This is a genomic window from Streptomyces rubellus (genome assembly GCF_036323805.1).
Classification (GTDB): domain Bacteria; phylum Actinomycetota; class Actinomycetes; order Streptomycetales; family Streptomycetaceae; genus Streptomyces.
On record NZ_JAZDCX010000014.1, the window covers coordinates 170,868 to 193,658 of the forward strand.

The following is a 22,791-nucleotide window of genomic DNA, read 5'->3' on the forward strand; positions in this document are numbered from 1 at the left end:
GCGGTATGGTGTGAAAAATAATGTGCCAAGCACCCAGCAAAAGGGGGAAGCGGTGACGACGGCGGGAGACGCGGCGAAGAGGGCGGACGGAACGGGCAGGGAGCGGTACCCGAGACCGACCGTGTCACCCGAGGAGGCCGAGTGGGTGTGGCGGACGCTGGCCTCCCAGGCGATGGAGGAGGGGGCCCGGCCGGAGACGGTACGGCTGGCGGTGGTGGTGGGCCTGGCCAGGGCCACCGGTGCCCGTTACGGGGACCTGCTGCGCTGCACCGTGCGCTCGCTGGACCTGGGGACGGGCCGGGTGGACGTCGAACACGGCAAGCACCGCGTGCCGCGGCGCCACGCGCTGGACGCGGGCACGGTACTGGTGCTGCGCCGCTGGCTGGACGTCCGCGCCGACCTGTGCGCGGAACTGGAGGGTTCGGTGCCCCAGGCGCTGCTGCTGACGGTGCACCACACCCATGACAACGGAGTCACGGTCGCGGCCGGGCTGCCCATCACCCGGCAGGGCCTGGTGCTGTCCTGGCGCCGTTTCGTCCACCGCGTCAACGCCGCCCACGCCGGGCGGCGGCCGCCGCTGCCCACCCGGTTCGAACAGCTCCGCCGGGTCTGGAGCGAGGCCGCCGGGCACTGACGGGCGGCAGACGTACCGGTGAGTACCCCCGGTGCGGTGAACGGGCGGGGGATGCTTTACCGTTGAAACGGATGCGGATGCCGCCGGTGGACCGCATGGTCCCGGTGTTCCCGCATGCCCCGGCCCCGGCCGAGTCTCCCCCGTCTCGGCCGGGGCCGGGGCCTTTCCCTGTCGGCCGGTGCGCTCCGTTCCCCCGGGCCCGGGAACCCGCTGTTCCCGGAAGGCGGGAGGGGGCGGTACGGCGCGGCGGAACCGCTCCGCGGGGGACTCCGGCACACTGGCCCGGGACAGCGGACCGGACCTGGCGGGTCCGGCGACCGCGCAGGCCGGGCGGAGCGCGAGGGAGGCGGCGGACGTGGACAGCCGGGCATGGGACGAGCGGTACGCGGCGACCGAGCTGGTCTGGGGCGAGGAGCCCAACCGCTGGGTGGCCCGGGAGACCGGCGGCCTGGTGCCCGGGCGGGCGCTGGACCTGGCGGCGGGGGAGGGGCGCAACGCCGTCTGGCTGGCGGCCCGGGGCTGGCGGGTGACCGCCGTGGACTTCTCGGCCGTCGCGCTGGAGCGCGGCCGGCGGCTCGCGGCCCGGCAGCCCGCCGGGGCCGCCGACCGCGTCACCTGGGTGGTGGCGGACCTGACCGGGTACCGGCCCGAGCCCGGTGGGTACGACCTGGTGCTGGTGGTCTACCTGCACCTTCCCGCCGGCCGGCGCCGTACGGTGCTGCGCCGGGCGGCACGCGCCGTGGCCGCCGGGGGCACCCTGCTCGTCGTCGGGCACGACAGCGTGAACCTCACCGAGGGCGTCGGCGGACCGCAGGACCCCGAGGTGCTGTTCACCCCCGAGGACGTACTGGCCGACGCCCTCGGCGCCACCGCGGGCCAGGGGCCCGGCCCGGGCCTGGAGACGGTGCGCGCCGAGCGGGTCCGCCGTCCGGCCACCGGGCCGGACGGCGAGCCGGCGGAGGCCGTCGACGCCCTGGTGCGGCTGCGGCGCCCGGCCGTCCGCTGAGCGCCGCGCGCGCCCGCGGCCGCACCCGTCCGGCGGCCTCACCGTCCGACTGCCTCCCGCAGCGCCCGCACGTCGATCTTCTTCATGCCGAGCATGGCCCTGGTGGCCCGCGCGGCCACGTCCGGGTCGGGGTCGGTGACCAGCTCGACGAGCTCCCTGGGGACGATCTGCCAGGACAGCCCGTAGCGGTCCTTCAGCCAGCCGCACTGCGACTCCTCACCGCCGTCGGTGAGCCTGGCCCACAGCTCGTCCACCTCCCGCTGGTCGGCGCAGTCGACCGAGAGCGAGACGGCCTCGGAGAAGGTGAACTCCGGGCCGCCGTTGAGCGCGCTGAACCGCTGCCCGCCGAGCTCGAAGGTGACCAGCGCGGCCGAGCCGGGCTCGCCCGGACCGGCCTCGGTGTAGCGCTCGACGCCCGTGATCCGGGAGCCGGGGAACAGGGAGGTGTAGAACTCGGCGGCCTCCTCTGCCCGGCCGTCGAACCACAGGCAGGTCGTGATCTTCTTGGTGGGGTTCATGGTGTGCTCTCCCGGGGTGCCGGTGTCGGACGTTCCACAGGGGTGGACCGGCCGGACCGCCGGGACTCATCGCTCGTGCCGCTCGTGGCCGGACGCCGGCACCGGCGGCGGGCGCGGCGGGCGCACGGTGAGGTCATACGCGGGTGCCGCGCCGGCGCGCGGCCCGGCGTCGCCGCAGCCGGTCGCCGGTCTCGCCCACGGCGATCGCCAGGACGGCGGTCGCCGCGCCCCCCGCCGGCCCGGCGGGCTGGTCCACGGCCCTGCCCAGCAGCCAGAAGGCTGCGGTGAGGGCCGCCCACCACACCCCCCAGGAAAGGGCCACGTGCCACCGGTGCGTTCTCACGGTGGCACGGTAGACCACCGCGCCCGGCCCGGAACCGGACCGGCGCCGGGCGGGTGCCGCTGGACGGGGGCTGGGCTGTGCGGCCGCGCCGCCGTCCCCCGGCCGACGCGCCGGTGGCGCGGCGGCTCGAAGCCGCCGCGCCACCGGGGACGGGCTGGTCGTGCGAGGTGCTGCTAGGAGGCGGTGCAGCCCACCACGCGGGGCAGGTTCCAGTTGCCGTTGGCCATCACGGTGAAGCCGAAGCCGGTGGAGGCTCCCGCCGCCAGTGTGCCGTTGCCGCTGGGCCGCACGGTCATGTTGCTGCCGCTGGTGGAGAAGGAGGCGCTCCAGGAGTTCTGGATCGACTGTCCGCCGTTGAGCTGGAGGTTCACCGTCCAGTTGCTGATGGAGGTGGAACCGGCCCGCACGGTGGCCTGGACGTTGAAGCGGTCGCCCCAGCGCTGCGACTCCTCCAGGGTGGCCGTACAGGTGGCGTTGCCGCTCCCGCCGTTGTTCCCGGCGGTCGTCCCACCGTTGTCACCACCGCCGTTGTTCCCGGCAGTCGTACCGCCGTTGTTCCCGGCGGTGGTCCCGCCGTTGGTGGTGCCTCCGGCGGTGGTTCCGGTGCCGTTGTTCAGCACCTCCAGGACGGTGTTGTACGCCTGCTTCTTGTTGTAGTTGCCGTCGAACAGCAGCGGGGTGTCACCCGAACGCCAGGAGTACTTGTCCGTCACGCCCCACACGGTGATGCCGGTGCAGCGCGCGACGTTCAGGCAGGCCTGGACCACCGTGCGGTAGTCGTTGGCCTGCTGGGTGCCGGAGCCGGCGATGTCCAGCTCGGTGATCTGGACGTCCACCCCGAGGTCCGCGAAGCTCTGCAGGGTGGTCTGGAAGTTGCTGGGCACCGGGTTGCCGCTGTTGAAGTGGCCCTGGAGGCCGACGCAGTCGATCGGCACGCCGCGCGAGACGAAGTCGCGGACCATGCGGTACACGCCCTGCGTCTTGGCGTGGCTCCAGTTGTCGATGTTGTAGTCGTTGTAGCAGAGCTTGGCGTTCGGGTCGGCGGCCCGCGCGGTGCGGAAGGCCTCCTCGATGTAGCCGTCGCCGAGCCGCTGCTGGAAGGGGGACTCGCTGCGGCGGCCGCCGCCGGAGCCGTCCGCGAAGGCCTCGTTGACCACGTCCCAGGAGTGGACCTGGCCCCGGTACTGGCCCATCACCCGGTTGATGTGGTTGTTCATCGCCGAGCGCATGTCGTTCGCGGACAGGCCGCTGACCCAGCTCGGCAGCTGGGAGTGCCACACCAGGGTGTGGCCGCGCAGCATCATGCCCTGGCTGCGGGCGTGGTTGGCGATCCGGTCGGCGGTGGAGAAGTTGAACGAGTTGCGGGAGGGCTCCAGCGCGTTCCACTTCATCTCGTTCTCGGCCGTGATGGAGTTGAACTCCCGGTTGAGGACGTTCATGTAGTCCGACTCGCCCATGCGGTTGGCGGCGATCGCGGTGCCGAAGTAGCGGCCCTGCTCGGCCGCCGAGGCTCCCAGGGTGCTGGCGGCGCTGGCCGAACCGGACAGTGCGGTGAGGGTGCCCGCGGCGGCCATCGCCAGGCCCGCGCCCAGGACCACCGCGTTGCGCAGCGCGGACCGCGGGCGCCTCCGGGCCCGTCTGGGGTCCGCCGGGGTGTGGGGGGTGTCGACCATTGCTTTCCCTTCGTCCTTGCCCTGCGGAGCACATGGGGGGATCCACGGGCGGGTGGGGTGTGCCATTCGCGGCTCTCCGGATCCGCGACCCGTACGGGGAGCCGGGCGGCGGATCCGGGCGATCGGCAACGATCGATGTGGAGTATGCGCGGTGCGACACTGACCGTCAACGTTTCTTTCCGGAAAAATTCCGGAGCCAACTTCCGTAACTTTTCCCCGAGTTGGGACCCGGTCAGGGTGAACGGCCGGGATGCCGGGGGAGATGCACCGGTTGATTGCGGCGTGACGTGTCGGAAGTTCCGGGGCCTTTTCTGAAACCGGTTAATGGGCGACGGCGGGCCTTCGCGCCGGACTCGCCAGCACCACGGGACGACGCGAAGAGGCGGTCGGTCACCCGGGCCGGGACGTCACGCGGCCGCGCCGACGACGAGGGGGAGGGGGGACATCGTGGCGCGGCCGTACCGTGCGCGTTCCCAGGGATCCGCCTTCCACACCCGGGCGGTGCCACAAAAGGATCCGGTAGCCCCGGCCGGTCCGCCGGCCGGGGAGCCGACAGGGCACGATGGTCCCCGGAGCCCGGCACGCGCGCCGCCGGTGCTCCACCCACCCAGCGGACGACCGGGCCGTGACACGCGGTCCGGAACCCAGTGATGTACGGAGAGTGTGTCGATGGCCCTGTGGGACCGTCTCAAGGAATCCGCCCAGGCGATGCAGGCCCAGCTCGAGGAGCGGAAGAACGAACTCAGGGGCGGTGCCTTCCGGGACGCCGGCGTGGCCATGTGCGCGCTCGTCGCCGCGGCGGACGGCGTCATCGACCCGGCCGAGCGCCGCCGGGTCGGCTATCTGATCGAACACAACGAGGTGCTGAGGAACTTTCCCGCCGAGGACCTGCGGGCCCTCTTCGACGACTGGCTGGACCGGCTCGCCGCCGACCCCGAGCGCGCCAGGGCCGAGGCCCTGCGGGAGATCGCCAAGGCCCGGAAGAAGCCGGTGGAGGCCCGCGCCGTCGTCCAGATCGGCATCGTCATCGGCGGTGCGGACGGTCACTTCGACCATGTGGAGCGGGTCGTGGTGCGTGACGCCTGCCATGTCCTGGACCTGCCCCTGCACGAGTTCGACCTCTGACCGTCCGGCCACCGCGCGTCCCCCCGCCGGGCCCGTTTCGCGCCGTGCGCGGCGGGCACTCCGAGCCGCACGACCAACCGACGTGAGGGACACATGCAGATCGGCTACAAACTGGCGGCCGAGGCGTTCGGCCCCGCCGAACTCGTCCGGCAGGCGGTCCGCGCGGAGCGGGCCGGATTCGACTTCGTGGAGATCAGCGACCACTACCACCCGTGGCTCGACGACCAGGGCCACTCACCGTTCGCCTGGACGGTCCTGGGCACCATCGCCGCGCGGACCGAGCGCATCGGACTGGCGACCGGGGTGACCTGCCCGACCGTGCGCTACCACCCGGCGATCATCGCCCAGGCGGCCGCGACGCTGGCGCTGCTCTCCGAGGGGCGGTTCACCCTGGGTGTCGGCTCCGGGGAGCGGCTCAACGAGCATGTCGTCGGGCGCGGCTTCCCGGCGGTGAGCGTGCGCCACGAGATGCTCCGCGAGGCGCTGGAGATCATCCGGCTGCTGTGGCAGGGCGGATACCGCTCCTACGAGGGGAAGCACCTGCGCCTGGAGGACGCGCGGGTCTTCGACCTGCCCGAGGAGCCGCCGCTGATCGCGGTGGCCGCCAGCGGGGAGCCGTCGGCGCGGCTGGCCGCCGAGTTCGGCGACGGCCTGTTCGCCACCGAGCCCAAGGAGGAGATCGTCCGGCACTACCGCCGGGCGGGCGGCAAGGGGCCCGGCTACGCCGAGGTGCCCGTGGCCTGGGCACCCGACGAGCACACCGCGGCGCGGGCCGTGCTGGAGACGACCCGGTGGGCCCTGACCGGGTGGAAGGTGATGAGCGAACTGCCCAACCCGGTCAACTTCGAGGCCGCCACCACCACCGTCCGCGAGGAGGACGTCCTGGGGCAGTTCGCCTGCGGCCCCGACCCCGACCGGTTCACCGAGGTGGCCCGGCAGTACACCGACGCGGGCTTCGACCGGCTGGTGCTGATGAACGCTGGCCCGGACCCGGACGGCTTCCTCGACTTCTTCCAGGAGGAGCTGGCCGGGCGGCTCCGCGGGCTCGCCCCGGACGGTACGGGGGAGTGAGGCGGGGGCGGGGGCCGTGGTGTGGGGATCCGCGGCGCCCTCAGGGGCGCCGCGGGCCCAGCACGCAGAACTCGTTGCCCTCCGGATCGGCCAGGACGACCCAGGACTCCGTACCGCTCTGCCCCACGTCGGCGCGGCGGGCACCGAGGGCCAGCAGCCGGGCCACCTCGGCGTCCCGGTCGTCGGGCCGGAAGTCCAGGTGCAGCCGGTTCTTGACCGTCTTGCCCTCCGGGACCGGGCCGAAGAGCAGTCCCGGCAGGCGGTCGGGTGCGGGCCGGATCTCGTACTCCTCGGGCGAGTCGTTCACCACCACCCAGCCCAGGGCCTCCGCCCACCAGCGCCCCAGCGCCGCCGGGTCCGCCGAGTCCACCGCCACCTGCTCCCATTCCAGTGCCATGCCCGGAGCGTAACGGCCGCCGCCGCGGAGGGGCACCCGGTTTTGCCGGTGCCTCAGGCATCCAGCAGGGCGTCCAGCCACAGCTGTTCGCGTGCCTCGGTGTACTCGGCGTCGGCGCGCCAGATCCCGCCGTGGCCCGCGCGCCACAGGGTCGTCCACGGCTCGGTGCCGAGGGCGGCCTGCCCGCGCAGGAAGTCGTGCATGGCGCGGGTGCGGCGGCCCAGCAGCGGCACCAGGCGGCGGCGCTCGTCCTCGTCCAGTCCGTAGGCGCCGGCGAACACCCGCAGCCGCCCGGCGGCGTCGGCCCGCTGCCGGGCGGGGTCCGCCGACAGCGGCACGAAGGCGTGGGCGGCGTAGGCCAGGTCCGCCAGCCGGGAGCCGGGCGCGGCGCCGTCCCAGTCGATGAACACCCAGCCGTCCCCGCCGTCGTGCACCAGGTTCCACGGGGCCAGGTCGTGGTGGGCGACGATCTCGTCCCCCTCGGCGGGGACGAGCACCCGCCAGCGGGCGCCGGGCGGCGGGACGAACTCCGCGGCGGCGTCGTGGAAGTCCCGGATCAGCCGTGCCACGCGTGCCAGCCGGCCGGCGGGATCCAGCAGGTGGAAGCGGTCCGGCCACACGGTGGCGCCCGGGGCGAAGGTCAGCACCTCCCGGCCTTGTTCGTCGACGCCCAGCGGCCGGGGCGCGCCCCGGAAGCCCACCCGGTGCAGATGGGCCAGCAGGGCGTGCACGGCGGGGGTCCACGGTCCGGCCGGGCGGCGTACGGTGTCGCCGACGCGGACGACACCCGCGCTGACGTTCCCGCCGGTCAGCGGCTGTTCCTCGGGCCAGGGGCGGGGAGCGGCGGGCGGCTCGGGGCGCGGCATGCCGGACAGTGTCGCCGCCCAGAGGGCCCGTGCGCATCCGGATTAGGGTGGGGAGGCCCGACGCCCCGCGGTGAGGAGACCCGACGTGCAGCATCCCGCCCGCAACGGTCCGGCCGTACCGCCGGAGCCCGAGACGACGGCACCCGTGCCCGCCTTCCCCGGCAGCGGACGGCGGGTGCTGGTCAGCGGCGCGTCCCGGGGGCTGGGCAGGGCGCTGGCCGAGGCGTTCGCCGCCAACGGCGACCGGGTGGCCGTCCACTACGGCGGCGGCAGGCGGGACGCCGAGACCACCCTGGCGCGGCTGCCGGGCGACGGGCATGTGCTGCTCGGCGCCGACCTGGCGGACCCGCGGCAGACCGCGGAACTGGTGGACGCGGCGGCCGGCGCGCTCGGCGGTGTCGACGTGCTGGTGAACAACGCCGCCGTCAACACCCCGCACCCGCCCGCGACCACGGACTACGACGACTGGTGCGCCGCCTGGCAGCGGCATGTGGCCGTCAACCTGCTGGGCACCGCCCACCTCAGCCACGCCGCCGCACGGCGGATGATCGCGCAGGGCACCGGCGGGCGCATCGTCAACATCGGCTCGCGCGGCGCGTTCCGCGGCGAGCCGGACCACCCCGCCTACGGCGCCACCAAGGCGGGGGTGCACGCGCTCGGCCAGTCCCTGGCGGTGGCGCTGGCCCCGCACGGCATCGCGGTGACCTCCGTGGCGCCGGGCTTCATCGACACCGAACGGGTCGCCCACCGGCTGACCGGGCCCGAGGGGGAGGCCCTGCGGCAGCAGAGCCCCTACGGGCGGGTGGCCACGCCGGACGAGGTGGCGGCGGCGGTGCTGTGGCTGGCCTCCCCGCAGGCCCAGTGGAGCGCGGGCGCGGTGCTGGACCTCAACGGCGCCTCGTATCTGCGGACCTGACGGCCGTGCGCCGCCGCCCGGCGGAGGGCGGCGGCGCACGGCGAGGGGGCGCTCAGGCGGCCTTCTCCGCCCGTCGCCGGTCCAGGCCGAACAGCCCCAGGTCGAGGGCCTTGCCCAGCGCCGCGTGGCCCGCCGCGTTGGGGTGGTAGCAGTCCGAGCGGTACGCGTCGCGGATCCGGGTCGGATCGGCCGGGTCCCGGACGACGGCGTCGAAGTCGGCGACCCCGTCGAACACCCCGCCGGTGCGGATGAACTCGTTCACCGCCCGCCGGTTGGCCTCCGTCCCGCTGTCCGCGGCGGCGCACATGGGCATCAGGGTGGCCCCGACGACCTTCACCCCCCGGGCGTGCGCCCGCGCCACGATCTCCTTCATCGCGCCGATGACCCGCGACGCGGGCGCGGGCGGCGCGTGCTCGCCGCCGCCGAGGTCGTTGGTGCCCTCCAGCAGGATCAGATGGCGGACCCCGGCGAGGTCCAGGGCGTCGTGCTCCAGCCGCTCCGGTGCCGGCGGGCCGCAGCACCGGCCCGTGGGGTCGTACGGGTTGGGCTGGCGGCTGACGGTGTTGCCGGAGATCCCGGCGTTGGCCACGGCGAGCTGCCTGCCCGGGGGCAGGGCGTTGACGCGCCGCGCCAGCACGTCCGTCCAGCGGTCGCCGCCGCCGGTGGCGAGGTACCCGTCGGTGTTGGAGTCGCCGAGGGCGACGATGGTGCCCCGCGCGGGGGTGCGGCCGTCGACGACCTCCGCCCACCACAGCTGGCCCGGGTGGTAGCCGGGTTCGGCGGAGATCCCCCTGTCCTCCTCCGGGAAGCCGGTGTCGCCGGTGTCGCGGGTGTGGTCGCCGCCGGCCGACAGGAAGGAGGCGGGCGGGTTCGGGGCCGGCGGCGGGAAGGTGTGGTCGTTGACCGGCGCGCCGGGCGCGTACAGGCTGATCGCCAGGTTCTGCTGGGCGGCCACCCGCAGCGGCACCGGGTCGCTGTAGACGTGTCCGCCCGGCGGCACGGTGACCCGGGGGCGGCCGGCGAAGGTGAGGGTGCGCAGCGAGCCGGGCACCAGGTCGGCCTCGCCGACCCTGAGCTGGAGTCCGATCGTGGCCGAGCGGAACGTCGCCGGGCGGTCGCCGCCACCGAGGCGCGGGCGATGTTGCGCACCGTCAGATCGGGGGAGGTGCCGCTCGCTCCCTGCATGCTCGCGCTCCAGACGGCGCTGCGGCCGTGCGGCGCGGGCCGGGCGGCCGGTCCGGTGGTTCCGGCGGCCGGTCCGGTGGACGTCCGGGCGGCGGGCTCCGCGGTGGCGGTGGGGACGGCCACCGCCGGGGCGAGGAGCAGGACGAGCGGGGCCAGCCAGGCCACCGCGCGGGCGCGGCGCGAACCGCCTCCCGGTGAAGGGCTCACAGTGTTCTCCCGTTCGGCTGGCGGGGTGCGGCGGTACGGCGGGTCCCGGGCGCGCGGCCGGTGCGCGGCGGCGCGGACGGCGCTCCGCACAGTAGGAACGCCCCCGAAGGGCGTCAACCCCGCGTCCGGCCGCGCGCCCGGGGCCCGTGCACCCGCCCGGGGGCCGTTGCCCCGGCACCTCTCCCGTACGGCGGTCGCCGGGAGAGCGGACATCCGCCGACCCCATGCGGTGGCACCGGGCGGCGCCGCGCCGCGTACGGTCGCCCGTGGGACCTTCCCGCACGACTCCAGAGGGGCACGCCATGCGGATCGAGCACGCCGAGACCGTCGTCACCAGCCCGGGACGCAACTTCGTCACCCTGCGCGTCACCACCGAGGACGGCATCACCGGCCTGGGCGACGCCACCCTCAACGGACGCGAACTCGCCGTCGAGGCCTATCTGCGCGAGCATGTCGTCCCGCTGCTGACCGGACGGGACGCCGCACGCATCGAGGACACCTGGCAGTACCTGTACCGGGGCGCGTACTGGCGGCGGGGCCCCGTCACCATGGCGGCCCTCGCCGCGGTCGACACCGCCCTGTGGGACATCAAGGCCAAGGCCGCCGGAATGCCGCTCTACCAGCTGCTGGGCGGCGCCTCGCGCCGCGGTGCGCTGGCCTACGGGCACGCCTCCGGCCGCGACGTCCCCGAACTGCTCGACTCCGTGCGCGCCCACCTCGAACAGGGGTACCGCGCCGTCCGGATCCAGACCGGCGTCCCCGGACTGGGCACCGTCTACGGCGTCGCCTCCTCCGCCGCCGACGGGGGCGGCCGGTACGACTACGAACCCGCCCGCCGCGCCGCCGGGGGACCGGCCCTGCCGGTGGAGGAGACCTGGGACACCCGCGCCTACCTGCGGCACGTGCCGCGGGTCTTCGAGGCGGTACGGCACGAGTTCGGCCCCGAACTGCCGCTGCTGCACGACGGGCACCACCGGATGACCCCGATCCAGGCCGCCCGGCTGGGCAGGGACCTGGAGCCGTACGACCTGTTCTGGCTGGAGGACGCCACCCCCGCCGAGGACCAGGCCGCGCTGCGGCTGATCCGGCAGCACACCACCACGCCGCTGGCCATCGGCGAGGTCTTCAACTCCGTGCACGACTACACCGCGCTGCTGACCGAGCGGCTGATCGACTACGTCCGTTCGGCGGTCACCCACACCGGCGGGGTCACGGGGATGCGCAAACTGCTGGACTTCGCCGCGGTGTACGGGATCAGATCCGGCATGCACGGGCCCACCGACATCTCACCGGTCGGCATGGCGGCGGCACTCCACCTCGACCTGGCGGTCCACAACTTCGGCATCCAGGAGTACATGCGGCACTCGGCGGACACCCTGGAGGTCTTCCGCACCTCCTACCGCTTCGAGGACGGCCTGCTGCACCCCTCCGACACCCCGGGCCTGGGCGTCGAACTCGACACCGAGGCCGCGCGCCGCTTCCCGTACCGGCCCGCCTATCTGCCGGTCAACCGGCTGACCGACGGCACCGTCCACGACTGGTGAGGGGACGCGGCGGGGGTGTCAGCTCCCGCCGCCGCCCCCGTTGCCGCCGGCCTCGTCCACGGCGTACCAGTCGTCGGCCAGCAGCCCGGCGTGCGAGGGCTGCACCCCGACCTGCACGGTGCCGTCCGCGGTGACGAACCGCAGATGAGCCGCCAGTGTGCGGGTCCGCCCGTCGGGGGAGACGCAGACCGACTCCGGCTCCAGGTACACGTACTTGCCCGGCTGGACCCAACTCCGGCGCGCCACGCGGCGGCCGCTGCGCAACAGCTCCAACGCTGCGGAGAAGTTCATGTCCCCGAGCGTAATCGGCCCCCGGGAGGCGGTCCGCCGGACGCCCGGATCCGGCCACCGGCCCGCCGCCGGCCGCTGAACGGGAGCGCCGGGCGGGACACGTCCTCGCCGTTCCGCCCCGCCCCGCTCGTCCCGCGAGCGGCACGGCGGATCGTGCGGCAAGCCGGCGACAAGTCGGCGACAAGACCCGGCCAACCTCCTCCGGGGATGGTTGCCGCGCGGACCCGTATTCGCACCACCGGTGTCGGCACAGCCACGGACCCATCCGACCGACGGACGAGGACACCACCTATGAGGCGGACCATCGAGATCCAGCAGGCCGGACCGGCCCCGGGGGCCCTCCCGGGGCGGCCCGATCCTGCCGGTGCCCGGTGCGAGGCGTTCATCCGCGGCCTCTACGAGGAGCACGGGGCCCTGCTGGTGCGGTTCGCCACCCGCCTCCTGGGCGGGGACCGGCACCGGGCGGAGGACATCTTCCAGGAGGCGGCCGTACGCGCCTGGCGGCACTCCGGGACCCTGGGCGCCCAGACCAAGGGGCTGCGCCCGTGGCTGTTCACGGTGGTGCGCAACCTGGTGATCGACGACCAGCGCTCCCGCCGGGCCGCGTCCCCCCTGCCCGAGTCCTTCGAGCAGGCCGAACTGCCCGTCGCGGACGAGGTGGAGCGCACCCTCACCTCCCATGTGGTGACCCAGGCCATGCGGGACCTCAGCGAACGGCAGCGTGAGGTGCTCGTCCACATGTACTTCCTCGGCAGCAGCGTCGCGCAGACCGCCGAGGCCCTGGGCGTGCCGCCGGGAACGGTGAAGTCGCGCACCTACTACGCGATGCGGGCGCTGCGGGCCGCGCTGGAGGTGCGCGGAGTGGAGTGCTGACCCGGCCGCCGGAGGCGTCCGGCGGCCGGGTCACGGGACGCTCCGGGGCGAGGGGCCCGGGAGACCCGCGGAATGAACCGGCCGGGCCTCCCGCACGTTGGGTCGGTGTCGGCGGCTGGACTCACGCGGGAGAAGAACCGTGCACTGCGAGCAGGTACACATCGACCTGGCGTCCGGCGCCCTCGGCGGCCTGAACGCCTCCGACGAGGCGGCCGTGGCCGACCACCTGCGGGAATGCGTTCCGTGCCGGACGGAGTACGCGGGATTCGTCGCGGTCGTCCGGCGGCTGGCGACGGTCATGCCGCACGAGCTCGAACCCGACGGCCGTCCGGTGCCCGATCCCGTGCCCGACCCCACGGGCGCCATCGAGGCCGTACGCCGGGAACGGACCGAGTGGTAGCCCGGGGGCATCGGAGGGCCCCGGCCGGGGCCGGGGCCGGACGGTTTCTAGATGTAGCCCTCGCGCAGCGCGTAGGCCACGGCGTGGGCGCGGTTGCGCAGCTGCAGCCGGGTGGTCATCCCGTGCAGCACGTTCTTGACGGTGCGTTCGGAGTACGACAGCTTCCCGGCGATCTCCCGGGTGTCCAGCCCCTCGGCGACCAGCCGGATGACGTCGACCTCGCGCGGGGCCAGTCCCGCCAGCGGGCCGGGCCGGTCCGGGGCGCCGCGCTGCATCCTCCCCACCTGGGTGATCAGCCGGGTGAGCAGGTCGGGCGGTAGGTTGCCCTCGTTCCGGGAGGCGGCCAGCACCGCCTGGTGCAGCCGCTGCGGGGTGGCCTCGCGCCGCCACAGGATGGCGCCCACCCCGCACTCGATGATCTCCAGGAGTTCGGCCTCCCGTATCAGGCCGGCCACCAGCACCACACGGGTGCCCTCGCTGCGGACCAGCCGGCGCAGCCGCAGGGTGGTGGCCTCGTCCAGCGTCTCGGTGAGCAGCACGGCCACCGTGCCGGGGTGGTCCTTCCCCTCGGGGACGATCTCGATCTCCGGGTGCTGCCTGAGGTGGCTGCTCACCCCGGCCAGGGAGATCGGGTCCGGCGCGTGGACGGTGACGGGGATCCGCTCCCCGGCCCGCCAGCCCTCGTTCTGCGCACGCACGAGCGCCACCCGGTTCGCACCGGGCCCCCGGCCGTGGAGACGGCCTGCGGTCTGCGGTACGGCCCCGATGTGTCCGGTCGCGGTCATAGTGTTCCTCCCTGCGCTGGTGCGGCGGTGCGGCACGGCGGCCGTCGCGGTGCCCGACACGTCGTCGGCACAGTCGGTACGGGCGGTGCGCCGGGCCGCCGACGGGTGCCGGCGTGCCGCCCCCCGTTCCGTCCCGGCGGCGCCCGTGGCGGGCGACCGTGGTCAATCGGGAAAACGGCACTGCCCCCGAGGTGGTTCATCGGGACCTTCCATCTTTTTGGCAACGGCCCCGGTGATCCTGCTCACAGCCCCGCGCGCGGCCCGCGGCGCACGCACCGGCTCCCCGGGCCCGCGGAGCCGCCCCACCGGCGCGGCGGCCGCCGTCCGAGGAGGAACACGACAACCCACCCGGTGATCTCCGGTCGGTTCCGCGACCCGTGCGGGCACAGCGGTTCTGTCAGGCTGGAACCCGGGCGTCCCCCTGGGGATCTGACCGGATGCGGGGAAGGCATGAGGCACAGGGACCGGTGAGATGGTGGAACTGGAGTTCGACCTACTGGGGCCACTGGTGGTCCGGCGGGCGGGCACGGCGGTCGACCTGGGGCCGCCCAAGCGGCGGGCGCTGCTGATCCGGCTGCTGCTGGAGGACGGCCGGGCCGTCTCCCTGGACCGGCTGAGCGAGGACGTGTGGGAGGGCCGCCCGCCCTCCAGTGCCATCTCCTCCCTCCAGGTGCACATCAGCAGGCTGCGCACGGTGCTGGAACCGCAGCGCCGCCGCAGGGACCGGGCCGAGGTGCTGATCACCGAACCCACCGGGTACGCCCTGCACGTCCCGGCCGAGAGCCGGGACACGGTCCGGTTCGAACGGGCGGTGGCCCGCTCGCGGGAACTCCTGGCCGGACAGCGGGTGCGCGAGGCGCGCCGGGAGGTCGAACGGGCCCTGGCCATGTGGCGGGGAGCGGCGCTCGCGGACGCGGCCCACCTCCTCTTCGCCGTCCGCGAGGCGGCCCGGCTGGAGGAGATCCGGCTGGAGGCCCTGGAACTGCACACCGCGGTCCTCGTCCACGACGGCGAGCTGCGGCAGGCCGTGGCCGCGGCGGAGGAGCTGACCGCCCGCCACCCCCTGCGCGAGTCCGGCTGGAGCCTGCTGATGCACGCCCTGTACCGGTCGGGCCGGCAGGCGCAGGCCCTCGAACGCTACGAGGAGCTCCGCAGGCACCTCGCCGGGGAACTCGGCCTGGAGCCCGGCCCCGAACTGCGCGCCATACAGCGGGCGATCCTCCACCACGACGTACCCGCCCTGGCGAAGACCCTGGGACACCGCGTCCCGCTCCCGGCCCGGGCCGGCCCCGCCCCGCCGGCCGCGGACCGGGAGGCTCCGCCGGACGGCCCGGGCGGCGTACCCGCCGGTGCCGCGGACCGGGAGGCGGAGAACGGCGACACCTCCCGGGACGGTGCGGACGGCGGGCCCGGCCCGGACCCCCACCCCGTGACACGGCCCGCTCAACTGCCGCCCGAACTGGCCCACTTCGCAGGCCGCCACACCGAACTGGCCCGGGCCCTGGCCCCGCCCGGCGGCGGGCCGGACGGCACGGCCTTCCCGGTCACCGTGGTCGGCGGCCTGCCCGGCATCGGCAAGACCACGCTCGCCATCCACTGGGCCCACCGGGTCGCCGACCGGTTCCCCGACGGCCAGCTGTTCGTCAACCTCCGGGGGTTCGACCCCACCGGCGCCGCCATGGAGCCGGAAGAGGCGCTGCGCGGTTTCCTGACCGCGCTGGGCGTCCCGCCGCAGCGCGTCCCCGCCGACCTCGAGGCCCAGGCCGCCCTCTACCGCAGTCTGCTGGCCGACCGGCGCGTCCTGGTCCTGCTGGACAACGCCCGGGACGAGGAGCAGGTCCGCCCGCTGCTGCCCGGCGTGCCCGGCTGCGCGGTCATCGTCACCAGCCGCAACCAGCTGTCCGGCCTCGTCGCCACCGAGGGGGCCCGGCCCCTGAGCCTCGGGCTGCCCACGGAGGCCGAGGCGCGCGAGGTGGTGGCGACCCGGCTGGGTGCCGACCGCGCGGCGGCCGAGCCGCGCGCCGTGGGGGACATCGTCGCCCGGTGCGCGCGGCTGCCGCTGGCGCTGGCCATCGTCGCCGCCCGCGCCGCCCTCAACCCGGCCTTCTCCCTGAGCTCCGTGGCCGCCGAGCTCCACGCCCTGCACGGCAGCCTCGACGCCTTCACCGGGGCCGACATCGCCACCGACGTGCGAGGGGTCTTCTCCTGGTCCTACCGGGCCCTCACCCCGGGCGCCGCCCGGCTGTTCCGGCTGCTGGCCCTGCATCCGGGACCGGACGTCTCGGTGCCCGCCGCCGCCGGCCTCGCCGGCCTGCCGGTGCCGGAGACCCGGTCGCTGCTGGCCGAACTCACCCGGGTCTGCCTGCTGGGCGAACACGCCCCCGGCCGGTTCGCCTTCCACGACCTGCTCCGCGTCTACGCCGGCGAACTGGCCGGGGAGGAGGAGACCGAGGCCGGCCGCCGGGCGGCCGTCCGCCGGTGCGTCGACCACTACCTGCACACCGCGCGCTCCGGCGTTCCGCTGCTCAACTCCCAGCAGCCGCCCCTCGCCTGCGACCCGCCCGCGACGGGCGTCACCCCCGAGAAGCTGACCGACCACCGGCAGGCGATCCGCTGGTTCACCGCCGAGAACCGGGTGCTGAACGCCGTCGTCAAGCAGTCCATCGACGCCGGTCTCGACACGCACACCAGGCAACTGGCCTGGGCGCTCCAGGAGTACTACGACTGCAAGGGACAGTGGAGCGACTCCCTCACCGCGCACACCGCCGCCCTGAAGACGGCGGAGCGGCGCTCCGACCGGGCCGAGCAGGCGCTGTTCCACCGGGCCATCGGGCGCGTCCACACCTCGATGGGCAGCTACGAGGGCGCCATGGCCCACTTCGACCGGGCCGCCGAGCTGTTCGCCGAACTCGGCGACGTCGTCGAACAGGCCCGCACCGACCACTCGGTCGCCATCCTGTTCCACCGCTCGGGCCGCGACCACGCCGCGCTGCGGCGAGCCGAGCGCGTCCTGGAACTGGCCCGGGCCAGGGGCGACCGGACGTGGGAGGCGGTGAGCCTCAACGCGGTCGGCTGGTACCGCTCCGTACTGGGCGAGCACGAGCGGGCCCTGGAGGACTGCCGACAGTCCCTGATGCTCCTCAAGGGGCTGGACGCGCCCCGGGAGGAGGCCTGCGTGTGGGACAGCCTCGGCCACGCCCACCACCATCTCGGCCACCACGAGGAGGCCCTGATCTGCTACCGGCGCGCACTCGCGCTGTTCCGGGAGTTCGACGACGGCCGCAACGAGGCGGGGACGCTCACCCGTATCGGGGACACCCAGCGGGCCATGGGCGACGAGGGCGCGGCCCGTGCCTCCTGGCGGCGCGCCCTGGAGATCAGCGACGAACTGGGCCGGCTCGACGGCGAGGAGATCCGCGCCCGGCTCGCCGACCCCGCGGCGCCCGCGGCCCGGCGCGCCCGGAACCGGCTCGTTCGCCACGGCGACGGCTGATCCGTCAGGGTTTGCGGCCGACCCCGCAGTACGCGTCCACCGGACGCGGGGCGCCGGTGCCGGGGGCGGGGGCGGGACGCCAGTGGGTGCAGGGCACGACGCCCGGTGCCAGCAGTTCCAGGCCGTCGAAGGCCCGCTCGATCTGCTCGGGGGTGCGCACGTGGTAGTCCACGGCGTCGCTGTCGTTGCAGCTCTCCTGCGCGTCGACCATCGCCTCGCTGGTGCTGGTGCTGGTGCTGGTGCCGTCGTAGTGCACCAGATGGCTGCCCGGCGGCAGGGCGGCCAGCAGCCGCCGCACGATCGCCAGCGCCTCGCCGTGGTCGGCGACGTGCCCCAGCACACCCATCAGGACCAGGGCGACGGGCTTGTCGAGGTCCAGGGTGCGGGCGGCCTCGGCCAGGATGCGGTCGGTGTCGTGCAGGTCGGCGTGGACGTAGTCGGTGGCGCCCTCGGGCGCGGGCGTGGGCCAGGACGAGGGGGTCGTTGTCGACGTGGACGATCCGGGCGTCGGGCGCGGCGCGCTGGGCGACCTCGTGGGTGTTGTCGGCGGTCGGCAGTCCGGTGCCGACGTCCAGGAACTGCCGGACGCCCACCTCGCCGGCCAGGTGCGTCACGGCCCGGACGAGGAACTCCCGGGAGGTGCGCGCGACATCGGCCAGCCCCGGTGAGACCTGGAGGATCCGGTCGCCCAGCTCCCGGTCCGCGGGATAGTTGTCCTTGCCGCCCAGCAGGTAGTTCCACACCCGGGCCGAGTGCGGCACGGTGGAGTCGATCACGGACACGGGCCGGCTGCTGTCCGCCATGGGGCTCCTCCCGGGCCGTCGTCGGGCGCGTGCGGTTGCCGATCACCGTAGACCCTGCCGGGACGCGGCGTCCGCGAACCCCGGCAACCGGCCACACCCCGACCGGAAAAGGACGCCCGGCCGGTCCCGGTGCGCCTCACAGACCGGTCACCGCGCCCGATGCCGAGATCTCGTACTCCAGGGTGATCTCGCGCCGCTCCCCGGGAGCGGGCCGGAGCACGTAGCGCACCATGCCGTCCGGGTCGGGCCCCTCGTCGGGCTCCGGTCGGCAGGCGTTCCGGCGCAGCCGTACCCCGACCGCGGAGACCTCGGAGACCGGGACGCGTTCGCGGACCGTCAGCTCCGGAGCCCGGCCGCCGGCCGGGGCGTCGAGCCGGGAGACGAACAACCGCACCCGGCGGGTGAGCACCGTGCGGCCGCCGAGTCCGGCCAGGCCCCCGGCGGCGCGGCTCTCCTCGACATGGCGCACCACCCGGTAGGTGTCCTCGCTGCCGAAGGGCAGCACGACCTCCTCGCCGAGCCCGGCGAACGGCAGCTCGCCCCGGCCGGTGAACCCGCCGCCGCGCACCAGGTCCACCGGCCCGGCCAGCAGGACGTGCCCGGCGTCGTTGGACAGCCGGACCACCCGGGCCACCAGCGGTGACAGTTCGGGGGCGCAGACCAGTGCGGTGCGGCACGGCGCGGTGAAGGCCGACAGGCGCACCCGGTGGGGCAGCCCGTCGGAGCGCACGGCGACGGGGGCCGGGGCGGCCAGCACCCGCACCTCGCCCCCGTCGGCCGGGCCGGGCAGCTCCGCGCCCCCGGCACCGGTGCCGTCTCCGGCGCCGCCCGTCCCGTCCGCACCGACGGTGCGTATCTCCTCCTCGCGCAGCTCGACACGGACCGTGTGCCGCTCCTCGGCGGAGCGGTCGCGCAGCACCAGCGCGTCCTCGCGCAGTGCCGGAGGGCCGGCGGCCAGGGCGGGCCGGGCGGTGGACAGCGACAGCCGCACCCCGTCCCAGTCCTCGCCGGTGCGCTGCCAGACCACCGCGTCGCACTCCAGCCGCACCGACCGCTCGTCCGCGGCCAGCGTCGCCCGGTAGGCGGGCCGCCACAGGGCGCAGGGGACCAGGTGGGCCACCTCCAGCACGGCCGGTCCCGGGCGGTCGGCCTCGACGACCACCTCGACGACGGCGGTCAGCTCCGCGGGCTCCTCCTCGGTGCGCGCCAGGGTGCGGCGCGCCCGCTCCAGCTCCCCCTCCAGACCGTGCAGCCGGCGGCTCAGCAGGTGCAGTTCCGCCGCGCGGGCCTCCGTCTCCTCGTCGAGCAGGGCCAGCCGGTCCGCCCAGCGCTCCGGCTCGGCGTCGCCCGCCCCGGCGCTCTCGGCCACGTCCCGGTACAGCTCCGCCCGGGCCTGCGCGAGGATCGCCAGCCGGCTCTCCAGCCGCTGCCGGAGCGGCCGGGCCGTCCGGATCTCCTCCTCCAGGGCGTGGACCGCGCGGCGCGCCGCGGAGGCGTCCTCCCCGGGGCCGCCGGGATGCGGGGGCGCGTAGGCGCGCACCACCCGGGCGTCGACCACCCGGACGCCGGGAGCGGGGACGCCGTCCCGGCGGACCTCCGCGCGCAGGGAGCGGTCCACGGCCAGCGGGGTGACCGGCCCGACGCGCAGCCGCTGCGCCCCCGCGGCCAGTTCGACGGCCGCCTGCCGCTGGAGCTGGGCACGGTCCTCCATGCAGGTCACGGCGGTGACCGGCAGGGGAACCGACGGGCCGGCGCCGGTACCGGCCGGAAGCGCGGTGTCGTCGTCGGTCATGTCGTCCGGTCCCTCCGGCTCCCGCCGACCAGCGCCTTCCCGGCGGGGACGCGGATCTCGTATCCGCCCCTGAGCACGGTGGTCCGGCCCGGCTCCAGCTCCACCCGCCAGACCCGTGCCCCGCGCACATGGCCGCCGTCGTCGAACGGCTCGTCGTGAACCCGCCACGCCGGTTCGGCCGGGCGCTCCTCGACGCGCACGTCCCGGTCGTCCGGGACCGGTACGCGCTCGCGCACCTCGACCGTCACCCGGTGGGCCAGGCGGTTGGCGAGCTCCACCTCGACGGTGTGGTCGAGCACCGTGGTACCGCCGCGCAGTCCCGCCGTGGACTCGTGCGTCCGGACGCGCCGCGCCACCCGTACGCCCTCGGCGGCGCCCACCCCGACCCGGCGGCACTCGCCGGGGGCGAGAGTGGGCAGCGGCGCGGTGCGGACGTGGTCGCCGTCGACGGTGATGTCGGCCGGTCCGGCCAGCAGCGCGTGGTGCGAGGTGTTGGTCAGCAGGACCGTGCCGTACACGGTCTGGTCCACCGACGGCACGCACACGTACTCCGGCACCGTCTCCGCCGGGAGTTCGCACACGGGCACCGTGTGCCAGGCGCCGTCCGCGGCCACGTCGACCGGCGCGGCCGTGTCGTAGCGGTGGTGGAAGGAGCCGGCGGAGATCCGCACGTCCGTCGCGTGGGCGGGCCGCGGCAGCCGGGCCACCGCCTCGGCCTGCCGGCGCCGCTCGGCGACGGCCGCGCCCGGTTTCTCCGGCGCGGGCCGCAGCCTTCCGCGGCGGCCGGGCTCGTCCGGACCGGCCAGGGTCAGCCGGGAGTAGTCGAGCAGTTCCCCGGCCGGCCGCGGCGGCCCGTACGCCGTGGGCGCCGCGGATGCCGTCGACGCCGCGGCCTCCCCGGGCGGCGGGCCGCCGCCCGGGGCCCGGAACGCCGCGGGCGCCGCGCCGCCGGCCACGGGCGGTCCGCCGTGCTCGGCGAACGGCCCGGCGGCTTCCGCGCCGCCCGGTGCGGGCGGCGGCGGAGCGGGCATCGCGGGCATCGGTGCCGGTATCGCCGAGGGCGCCGCCCCCGCCCGGACGGAGGCGGCGGTACGGGCCCCGTACTGCCGGGCGGCGGCCGCGGCCACCGGCGGCCGGGCCGGGGAAGCGGCGGCCACCGCGGCGTCGTAACCGGCGAACAGCTCGTCGAGGCCGGGCGGGGGCTCGCGCCACCCGGGCGCGGAGGGCTCCTCCGCCTGCCGCCGCCCCAGCCGCAGCGACCTCAGCCGGGGCACGTCCGCGCGCCGCAGCAGATCGGCGGTGGACAGCCCCAGCCGCACGCCCGTCCAGTCCTCGCCGGTGCGCTGTGCCACACAGGCCCGCAGGACGAGCGTCCCGGCGGCACCGGCGCCCGTGCCGTCCAGCCGCAGTTGGTACACCGGCGACCAGGTCGCGCCGGGCACGTGGTACTCGATCTCGAACTCGGCCTCCCGGCACCCGGTTTCCCCGGACCCGGCCTCGGCCCCGCCGGCCGTACCGCCGGACTCCCCGGGCGGCGTCCCGTCCCCGGCGCGGTCCAGCGTCAGCACGGCGGCGGCGGACTCCCCGGCGCGTGCGTCCGGCAGCGCGCCGGAGGCCGCCGCGAGCCGGTGGGCGAGCACATCGGTCTCGTGCTCCGCCGCGCGCAGCTCCTCCGAAACGGTCCGCAGCCTCTCGTGGAGCCCGGCCAGCCGGGCGTCGAGGAAGCCGGCCAGCGCCAGCAGGGACTCCACCGGCGCCCGGCGGGGCGGGTCCCCGCGGCGGGGCTGCGGCGGTACGGCCCGCAGCCGGGCCACCTCCTCGATCTCGGCCGTGAGCCGGTCGTGCCTCCCGCGCAGTCCGGCCAGCCGGTCCTCGGCGGCCGTCAGCTCCGCGCGCAGTCCGGCCGGTTCGCCCTCCGGGCGGTGCGCCGCGGTGCGCGTGAGGCGTATGTCGGTCACCCGCAGCCCGGGCGGGCCGCAGACGGCCCGGCCGCGCAGCGAGTGCTCCGCCGCGGTGACCGGCAGCCCCTCGACCCGGATCCGTACGGCCCCGCGGGACGCCGCGAGACCGGGCGGCAGGGCGCAGCGGGCCCGGCGGACGCACACGGCTCCGAGGGAGTGCACCACCACGGATTCCAGTACGGACTCCAGCACGGAGTCCGCGCCCGGCACCGGGTCCGTGTCCGGTGTGCCGCCGCCCATGGCCGGCTCGGCCGTCATAGCTGCCCCCTCGCTGCCCCCGGTGGCCTGGTTCCGCATGGCCACGTCCTGCGAACCGTCCGCGTACGGTGACCGCACCATAGCCGCCGCGGGACCCGGGTAGGAACGGAACGCGGGACGCCGGGCCGGTGGAGTACCCGCCGCCGTGCCGCCCCGGCCGCCCGCCCCGTCGTCCAGCGCGCGCCGACGGTGTTCTAATGTCGCACTGTTGCCCGATTCCGGGTGTATCCGCAGGTCGTGCGAGTGTTCCCCGGATGTCCGCCGACGATGTCGCAGACCGGTGAGGAGACGTGGGTGACTCCACCCATGCGTGAACGCGCGGGCTTCCTGCGTCGGTGGCTAGGCCGCCGCACAGAGGGCCAGCCCGGCCCTGTTGAGGACGTTCGCCGCGCCGACGTGGTCCGCGTTCGCCGCGAACCCGCACGCCGTGCACTGGAACCTCGCTTGGGTGGCGCGGCTCTTCCCGTCCACGCGCCCGCAGCCTCCGAGGCCGGGCGGGCATGTGCGGGTGGGGGTGCCTCCCGGGCGGAGCCCAGGGGGCGTGTTGCGCGCGTCCACGGGGGCCGTAAGGCGACCGGCACTCTCGGCCTTGTTCGCCAGGATTCCGGGGAACTGCGCCCAGCCCGCGTCGAGGATGCTGCGGTTGAGTT

At 75.5% G+C, this 22,791-nt stretch carries 20 protein-coding genes and 1 pseudogene; 9 read left to right on the plus strand and 12 right to left on the minus strand.

Features of this window, described 5'->3' with window-relative positions:
• Positions 1 to 52: 52 nt before the first annotated feature.
• Together V1L54_RS18280 and V1L54_RS18285 are read left to right on the plus strand one after the other, a co-directional pair.
• Positions 53 to 634, plus strand: coding sequence for a tyrosine-type recombinase/integrase (locus tag V1L54_RS18280; RefSeq protein ID WP_330119103.1), 582 nt, complete (start codon positions 53 to 55; stop codon positions 632 to 634).
• Positions 635 to 989: 355 nt separating this feature from the next.
• Positions 990 to 1,640: a methyltransferase domain-containing protein gene (locus V1L54_RS18285; RefSeq protein ID WP_330119104.1), complete on the plus strand. Its 651-nt coding sequence runs from the start codon at positions 990 to 992 to the stop codon at positions 1,638 to 1,640.
• 38 nt (positions 1,641 to 1,678) lie between these two features.
• Here V1L54_RS18285 and V1L54_RS18290 read toward each other — a convergent pair whose 3' ends face one another.
• From V1L54_RS18290 to V1L54_RS18300, 3 genes are all read right to left on the minus strand, one after another.
• A complete protein-coding gene (locus V1L54_RS18290) occupies positions 1,679 to 2,158 on the minus strand; it encodes a VOC family protein (RefSeq protein WP_330119105.1) in 480 nt (159 codons plus the stop codon).
• Positions 2,159 to 2,291: 133 nt separating this feature from the next.
• The gene (locus V1L54_RS18295) at positions 2,292 to 2,501 is read right to left on the minus strand and encodes a hypothetical protein (protein WP_330119106.1); all 210 of its coding nucleotides are present in this window, start codon (positions 2,499 to 2,501) and stop codon (positions 2,292 to 2,294) included.
• Positions 2,502 to 2,674: 173 nt separating this feature from the next.
• Positions 2,675 to 4,174, minus strand: a complete 1,500-nt coding sequence (locus V1L54_RS18300) for a glycoside hydrolase family 10 protein (protein ID WP_330119107.1) — start codon at positions 4,172 to 4,174, stop codon at positions 2,675 to 2,677.
• A 669-nt stretch (positions 4,175 to 4,843) separates the two neighbouring features.
• Here V1L54_RS18300 and V1L54_RS18305 point away from each other — a divergent pair.
• Both V1L54_RS18305 and V1L54_RS18310 read left to right on the plus strand, forming a co-directional pair.
• Positions 4,844 to 5,299, plus strand: coding sequence for a tellurite resistance TerB family protein (locus V1L54_RS18305; protein ID WP_330119108.1), 456 nt, complete (start codon positions 4,844 to 4,846; stop codon positions 5,297 to 5,299).
• Between the two features lie 93 nt (positions 5,300 to 5,392).
• Positions 5,393 to 6,370: a TIGR03557 family F420-dependent LLM class oxidoreductase gene (locus tag V1L54_RS18310; protein WP_330119109.1), complete on the plus strand. Its 978-nt coding sequence runs from the start codon at positions 5,393 to 5,395 to the stop codon at positions 6,368 to 6,370.
• Positions 6,371 to 6,410: 40 nt separating this feature from the next.
• Here V1L54_RS18310 and V1L54_RS18315 read toward each other — a convergent pair whose 3' ends face one another.
• Complete coding sequence (locus tag V1L54_RS18315; protein WP_330119110.1) at positions 6,411 to 6,767, minus strand: VOC family protein; 357 nt, start codon at positions 6,765 to 6,767, stop codon at positions 6,411 to 6,413.
• 53 nt (positions 6,768 to 6,820) lie between these two features.
• Positions 6,821 to 7,633, minus strand: coding sequence for a phosphotransferase (locus tag V1L54_RS18320; RefSeq protein WP_330119111.1), 813 nt, complete (start codon positions 7,631 to 7,633; stop codon positions 6,821 to 6,823).
• A gap of 145 nt (positions 7,634 to 7,778) precedes the next feature.
• Between V1L54_RS18320 and V1L54_RS18325 the strand changes: the two genes are divergently transcribed.
• Complete coding sequence (locus tag V1L54_RS18325) at positions 7,779 to 8,549, plus strand: SDR family NAD(P)-dependent oxidoreductase (protein WP_330119134.1); 771 nt, start codon at positions 7,779 to 7,781, stop codon at positions 8,547 to 8,549.
• A 52-nt stretch (positions 8,550 to 8,601) separates the two neighbouring features.
• Here V1L54_RS18325 and V1L54_RS18330 read toward each other — a convergent pair whose 3' ends face one another.
• Complete coding sequence (locus V1L54_RS18330) at positions 8,602 to 9,600, minus strand: GDSL-type esterase/lipase family protein (protein WP_330119112.1); 999 nt, start codon at positions 9,598 to 9,600, stop codon at positions 8,602 to 8,604.
• A gap of 643 nt (positions 9,601 to 10,243) precedes the next feature.
• Between V1L54_RS18330 and manD the strand changes: the two genes are divergently transcribed.
• Complete coding sequence (manD, locus tag V1L54_RS18335) at positions 10,244 to 11,485, plus strand: D-mannonate dehydratase ManD (RefSeq protein ID WP_330119113.1); 1,242 nt, start codon at positions 10,244 to 10,246, stop codon at positions 11,483 to 11,485.
• Between the two features lie 18 nt (positions 11,486 to 11,503).
• On the opposite strand, the gene V1L54_RS18340 is transcribed toward manD, so the two are convergent.
• Positions 11,504 to 11,776: a Thoeris anti-defense Tad2 family protein gene (locus V1L54_RS18340; protein ID WP_330119114.1), complete on the minus strand. Its 273-nt coding sequence runs from the start codon at positions 11,774 to 11,776 to the stop codon at positions 11,504 to 11,506.
• A gap of 291 nt (positions 11,777 to 12,067) precedes the next feature.
• Between V1L54_RS18340 and V1L54_RS18345 the strand changes: the two genes are divergently transcribed.
• Both V1L54_RS18345 and V1L54_RS18350 read left to right on the plus strand, forming a co-directional pair.
• Positions 12,068 to 12,649: a sigma-70 family RNA polymerase sigma factor gene (locus V1L54_RS18345; protein ID WP_330119115.1), complete on the plus strand. Its 582-nt coding sequence runs from the start codon at positions 12,068 to 12,070 to the stop codon at positions 12,647 to 12,649.
• Between the two features lie 139 nt (positions 12,650 to 12,788).
• Entirely contained in the window at positions 12,789 to 13,049 is a 261-nt protein-coding gene (locus V1L54_RS18350) for an anti-sigma factor (protein ID WP_330119116.1), read from the plus strand.
• 47 nt (positions 13,050 to 13,096) lie between these two features.
• Here the strand turns inward: V1L54_RS18350 and V1L54_RS18355 are convergent, their stop codons facing one another.
• Positions 13,097 to 13,834, minus strand: a complete 738-nt coding sequence (locus V1L54_RS18355; RefSeq protein WP_330119117.1) for a helix-turn-helix transcriptional regulator — start codon at positions 13,832 to 13,834, stop codon at positions 13,097 to 13,099.
• 472 nt (positions 13,835 to 14,306) lie between these two features.
• Between V1L54_RS18355 and V1L54_RS18360 the strand changes: the two genes are divergently transcribed.
• Positions 14,307 to 17,327: an AfsR/SARP family transcriptional regulator gene (locus tag V1L54_RS18360; protein WP_330119118.1), complete on the plus strand. Its 3,021-nt coding sequence runs from the start codon at positions 14,307 to 14,309 to the stop codon at positions 17,325 to 17,327.
• A gap of 4 nt (positions 17,328 to 17,331) precedes the next feature.
• Here the strand turns inward: V1L54_RS18360 and V1L54_RS18365 are convergent.
• From V1L54_RS18365 to V1L54_RS18380, 4 genes and pseudogenes are all read right to left on the minus strand, one after another.
• A pseudogene (locus V1L54_RS18365) lies at positions 17,332 to 18,130 on the minus strand (SAM-dependent methyltransferase).
• 136 nt (positions 18,131 to 18,266) lie between these two features.
• Positions 18,267 to 19,922, minus strand: a complete 1,656-nt coding sequence (locus tag V1L54_RS18370; RefSeq protein ID WP_330119119.1) for a DUF4139 domain-containing protein — start codon at positions 19,920 to 19,922, stop codon at positions 18,267 to 18,269.
• Entirely contained in the window at positions 19,919 to 22,180 is a 2,262-nt protein-coding gene (locus V1L54_RS18375) for a DUF4139 domain-containing protein (protein WP_330119120.1), read from the minus strand. Before V1L54_RS18375 ends, V1L54_RS18370 begins: the two co-directional genes overlap by 4 nt.
• 300 nt (positions 22,181 to 22,480) lie before the next feature.
• Complete coding sequence (locus tag V1L54_RS18380) at positions 22,481 to 22,699, minus strand: zinc ribbon domain-containing protein (RefSeq protein WP_443076691.1); 219 nt, start codon at positions 22,697 to 22,699, stop codon at positions 22,481 to 22,483.
• Between the last annotated feature and the right edge of the window lie 92 nt (positions 22,700 to 22,791).